Origin of the sequence: Streptomyces sp. NPDC006512, from assembly GCF_040611935.1 — a bacterium.
Classification (GTDB): domain Bacteria; phylum Actinomycetota; class Actinomycetes; order Streptomycetales; family Streptomycetaceae; genus Streptomyces.
In genome coordinates this window covers 1-4,752 of record NZ_JBEXPG010000131.1, presented here as the reverse complement: position 1 = coordinate 4,752, position 4,752 = coordinate 1, and the positions used below count along the sequence as shown (strand labels likewise).

Annotated in this window: 5 protein-coding genes; 3 read left to right on the top strand and 2 right to left on the bottom strand. The window is 72.6% G+C overall.

The annotated features are described in order from the left end of the window. Window positions 1-319 precede the first annotated feature (319 nt). Window positions 320-826, bottom strand: coding sequence for a MarR family winged helix-turn-helix transcriptional regulator (locus tag ABZZ17_RS39855; RefSeq protein WP_356884256.1), 507 nt, complete (start codon window positions 824-826; stop codon window positions 320-322). Further along, window positions 819-1,448: a type 1 glutamine amidotransferase family protein gene (locus ABZZ17_RS39850; protein WP_356884254.1), complete on the bottom strand. Its 630-nt coding sequence runs from the start codon at window positions 1,446-1,448 to the stop codon at window positions 819-821. Before ABZZ17_RS39850 ends, ABZZ17_RS39855 begins: the two co-directional genes overlap by 8 nt. Window positions 1,449-1,642: 194 nt before the next feature. Here ABZZ17_RS39850 and ABZZ17_RS39845 point away from each other — a divergent pair, with 194 nt between their 5' ends. From ABZZ17_RS39845 to ABZZ17_RS39835, 3 genes are all read left to right on the top strand, one after another. Then, a complete protein-coding gene (locus ABZZ17_RS39845) occupies window positions 1,643-2,995 on the top strand; it encodes an aspartate aminotransferase family protein (RefSeq protein WP_356884252.1) in 1,353 nt (450 codons plus the stop codon). 108 nt (window positions 2,996-3,103) lie between these two features. Then, window positions 3,104-3,769: a GntR family transcriptional regulator gene (locus ABZZ17_RS39840; RefSeq protein WP_356884250.1), complete on the top strand. Its 666-nt coding sequence runs from the start codon at window positions 3,104-3,106 to the stop codon at window positions 3,767-3,769. Window positions 3,770-3,892: 123 nt separating this feature from the next. After that, window positions 3,893-4,543, top strand: coding sequence for a hypothetical protein (locus ABZZ17_RS39835; RefSeq protein ID WP_356884248.1), 651 nt, complete (start codon window positions 3,893-3,895; stop codon window positions 4,541-4,543). The last annotated feature ends 209 nt before the right edge of the window (window positions 4,544-4,752 follow it).

Below are 4,752 nucleotides of genomic sequence, written 5' to 3'. Positions count from 1 at the left end.
ACGCGCGGGGCTGGTGCGGCCCGGGCGGATGCGGGTGGGGCGTCGTTGCGGGGGGCGCTGCCCCCGGACCCCCGCGCCTCAAACGCCGGCGGGGCTGGGTGGTGGGGCGGGGCTCCGGCCGTGAGCAGGCTGTGCGGGGCCGGAGCCCGGCGGGGCCGGACGTGCCGCTGGCGCGAGACCGGGTGTGCGGGAGGTCCGGTGAGGTCGCGAGGCCGGGTGTGCGGGAGGTCCGGTGGGGTCGGGAAACCAGGTGTGCGGGAGGACCGGGGGGTCGGGAAACCAGGTGTGTGGGAGGGCCGGTGGGGTCGGGAAGCCGGGGTCAGGGGCGTGGGGTGATGGTCGTCAGGGCCGTCGCGAGGCGTTCCAGAGTTCGGGCCGTTTCCGCGAAGGCGGTTTCGCCCAGTTCCTCGGCGAGGCGGGTGGCGAGTGCGGCGTGGCCGGGGTTGATGCGGGCGATCGCGGCGCGGCCCTCCTCGGTCGGGCGCAGCAGCTTCGCGCGCCGGTGGGCCGGGTTCGGGACGTACTCGGCGAGTCCTTTCGCGGCGAGCAGGTCCGCGATGCGCTGCACGCTCTGGCGGGTGATGCCCATGGACCGGGCGATGCCCGCGACCGGCAGCGGTTCCCGCAGTACGGCGCCCAGCACCTGCCACCACGCGGCCGTCAGCCCGGCCGGGCGGGCCAGTTCCTCCGAGATGGCGAGGAACTGGCCGTTCAGCTGGAACACCCCGAGCGCGGTGCGGCTCAGCAGGTCCTGCCGCTCCCGAGGGGAGAGGGGTGACGCGGGGGACGGTCCGGCCGCCTCCCCGAGGGGCAGTGGTTCAGGCATCGCCGGCCTCGCCCGCCGCCATCAGCACCGGGTACGCGCTCTCGTCGGAGTGGTGGAAGAGCCGGTACCAGGCGTCGAGTACGTCCGGCTTGTACACGTCGAGGCGGGCGAAGACCTCGCGGGCGAAGGCCACCGGTTCCGTCGGGCCCGCCGTGATCAGGTCGCCGTCGGTGACGGCGTCCGCGTCGACGTACTGCCCTGCGCCGCCGTAGCCGGGTTGTTCCGCCAGGTAGAAGGAGACCGCGCTGGTGTGCCGGCGGTCGTCCAGCAGGCCTTCCCGGGCGAGCCCCGCCGTGGCTCCGCAGATCGCCGCGACCGGTACTCCGGCCGCCAGGAACTCGCGGGCCTTCGCCGCGAAGGGGGCCAGGTCGTCACCGGTGTCCCACAGCGAGGCGCCCGTGAGGATCAGCAGCGAGGAGTCTTCGGGCCGCAGTTCGGCGAGGGAGAGGTCGGGCTGGACGCGGAGGCCGCCCATGGTGGTGACCGGCAGTCCGGCGGCGGGGCCGACCGTACGGACCTCGTGGCCGCGCTGGGTGAGGTGCGCGGTGGTGTGGCCGGTCTCCCAGTCCGCGTAGGTGTCGTAGACCGCGAGGTGGACGGGCTTGCGGGGGGTCTCGCTCATGGTGCTCGCCTCCAGCTGTGTAGGGCCGTACCGGGCTGATGACAAGAGACTGTCATCTCGACAGTGTGCTGTCAATGGGGGGAGTGGTGGGCGGCGGGCGGACGCGGCCGGCAGACAGACTGCCGAGGGCGGCCCCCCACCCCCATACAGTCCGCCGATGTCCCTTCCCACCTGCGCACTTCTAGCGTGACCGCATGACCCCTCATGTCACCGGCGCGACCGTGAAGGCCGCCGACCGCGCTCACGTCTTCCACTCGTGGTCCGCCCAGGCCCTGATCGACCCGCTCGCCGTCGCCGGTGCCGAGGGGTCGTACTTCTGGGACTACGACGGGAACCGCTTCCTCGACTTCTCCTCCCAGCTCGTCAACACCAACATCGGCCACCAGCACCCCAAGGTGGTCGCGGCCGTGCAGGAGCAGGCCGGCCGGCTCTGCACCCTCGCCCCCGGCTTCGCCGTGGACGTCCGCTCCGAGGCCGCACGCCTCATCGCCGAGCGGACCCCCGGGGACCTCGACAAGATCTTCTTCACCAACGGCGGCGCCGAGGCCGTGGAGAACGCCGTACGGATGGCCCGTCTGCACACCGGCCGCCAGAAGGTGCTGTCCACCTACCGCTCCTACCACGGGGCCACCGCCGCCGCGATCAATCTGACCGGCGACCCGCGCCGCTGGCCCTCGGACACCGCCTCGGCCGGAGTCGTGCACTTCTGGGGGCCCTTCCTCTACCGCTCCCCCTTCCACGCCGCCACCGAGGCCGAGGAGTGTGAGCGCGCCCTCGCCCACCTCGCCGACACCCTCGCCTTCGAGGGCCCGCAGACCGTCGCCGCGATCATCCTGGAGTCGGTGCCCGGCACCGCCGGGATCATGACCCCGCCCCCCGGCTACCTGGCCGGCGTGCGCGAGCTCTGCGACCGCCACGGCATCGTCTTCATCCTGGACGAGGTCATGTCGGGCTTCGGCCGCACCGGCAAGTGGTTCGCCGCCGAGCACTGGGACGTCACCCCGGACCTGATCACCTTCGCCAAGGGGGTCAACAGCGGGTACGTCCCGCTCGGCGGCGTCGCCATCTCCGCCGCCATCGCCGAGACCTTCGCCACCCGCCCCTACCCGGGCGGACTGACGTACTCCGGGCATCCGCTGGCCTGCGCCGCCGCCGTCGCGACGATCAACACGATGGAGGAGGAGGGCATCGTCGCGAACGCCGCCCACATCGGGGAGAACGTGATCGGCCCGGCGCTCGCCGAGATCGCCGAGCGGCACCCGTCGGTCGGCGAGGTCCGGGGCCTGGGGACCTTCTGGGCCCTGGAACTCGTACGGGACAAGGAGACGCGCGAGCCGCTCGTGCCGTACAACGCGGCGGGCGCGGCGAACGCGCCGATGGCCGAGTTCGCGGCGGCCTGCAAGGCGTCCGGCCTGTGGCCCTTCGTCAACATGAACCGGACGCACGTCGTTCCCCCGTGCACGGTCACGGAGGCCGAGGCCAAGGAGGGCCTCGCGCTGCTCGACGAGGCGCTGACCGTCGCCGACCGGCACACCACCGGAGGCTGAGCGTCCGTATAACGGTCGGTATATCCGCATACCGGCCACGAACCGTTCGGTTTCGGCCGCGCTGCCTGGCCTAAGGTGTCCGAAGTTCTATGGAGGAGACGGACCCCTATGCCAGGCAGCGGAGGTGTCACCCGCAACACCCTTCGGCAGCAGATCGCGGACGCACTGCGTGACGAGGTGCTCGCGGGACGTCTCCCGCCGGGCACCGAATTCACGGTCAAGCAGATCGCCGAGCAGTACGAGGTCTCCGCGACCCCGGTGCGCGAGGCACTCGTGGACCTCGCCGCACAGGGTCTGCTGGAGTCCGCCACGCACCGGGGGTTCCGGGTCCGCGTCTACTCCGTCGACGACTTCCGGGGCATGATCGAGGCGCGGACGCTGATACTGGACGGCATCTTCCGCCGGCTCGTCGAACGCGGTACCGCGCACGGGTCAGGCGAAATGCTGGTGTCCGTGCGGCGCCGGGCCGAGGAGGCCCGCCGGGCCGCGCAGAGCGGTTCGCTCGAAGTGCTGATCGGCTACGACCTGCGGTTCTGGCGGGAGCTGAGCGGGCTCGTCGGCAACACGTACATCTCCGAGTTCCTGCACCGGATCAGGGTGCAGTGCTGGGTCTTCTCCGTGCCGTACCTCCAGGGTGCGCCGGAGCTGCGGACCGCGCTGTGGGACGGGCACAACGAGCTCGTCGACGCGGTGACGCTGGCGGACGCCGACGAGGTGCGGCGCATCGTGCGCGCGTACAACCAGCACGGGCTGGACTGGGCCGCCGGGCTCTGAGCGCGGCGTCGCGTCACGTCGGGGCCCCGGTCTTTGCGCACCCCTTCGCGGAGCGTGTCCGGCACACTACGCTGACCGGATCAGTGGCAATCGACACGACTGATCCGACTGATCGGAGCCCGCGTGGCCTGTGACCTGTGGCTGGTCCCCCTTGTCGATGTGCTGTGCCACAGCCCCGACAATCCCTTCGCGGAGGAAATCGCCTCGTACGACAAGGCGCTGGGCGAGGCGGGGCTGCCGTCCGTGCCCGTGTTCGCGTACATGCCGGGCCTGAGCGGGGACGTGGCCCCGGTGGCCGGCTTCGACTACGACGCCCTGCACTTCCTGCGGAGGGCGTACCTGCTCCAGATCTGCGGGCTGCCGGTGACGCCGGTGGACGAGCTGGGCGGGGACTACGAGCAGCTGCTGGAGATGTTCGAGCCCACGGCCCAGCAGTCGCACCTGGTGTGGCACTACGACCACGCGGGGGCCTACGTTCCGGTGGACTTCGCGGCTCCGCTGGCCAACGAGGAGCTGCTGGCCGGGGGCGGGCCGCTGGGGTCGGCGCAGGGGCTGCTGCGGGAGCTCGTGGTGGTCGCCCCGGCGATCGGGATAGACCCGGGGAACCCGCCCGCCGCGCCGGCGCCGCCGGGGCGGCCGACGTCGCTGGAGGAGTCGGCGGGGCCGATCCCGTACGACGAGAGTCCCTTCGCGCGGGAGCGGCACGTGTGGCTCGGGCTGCATGCGGCGGCTACGCGGAGTCTGGGGCAGGGGTCGATGATCATCTTCAGCTGACGCCGGGTTCCGGTGCGGGTGGGGGTGGGGGTGGGTGTTGTTCCCGGGCCGGGCCGGCCCGGTGCCGGTGGCTGTGGGCCGCTGGGTCGGTGGGGCGGGTGCGGGGGGTGGTGCCGCTGCGCGGTGCAGCTCCCCGCCCCGCCCTTCCTCCGTTCCCCGGGCTCCGCCCGGACCCGTGCGCGTGCGGCGCCGCTGCCGGGGGCTCCGCC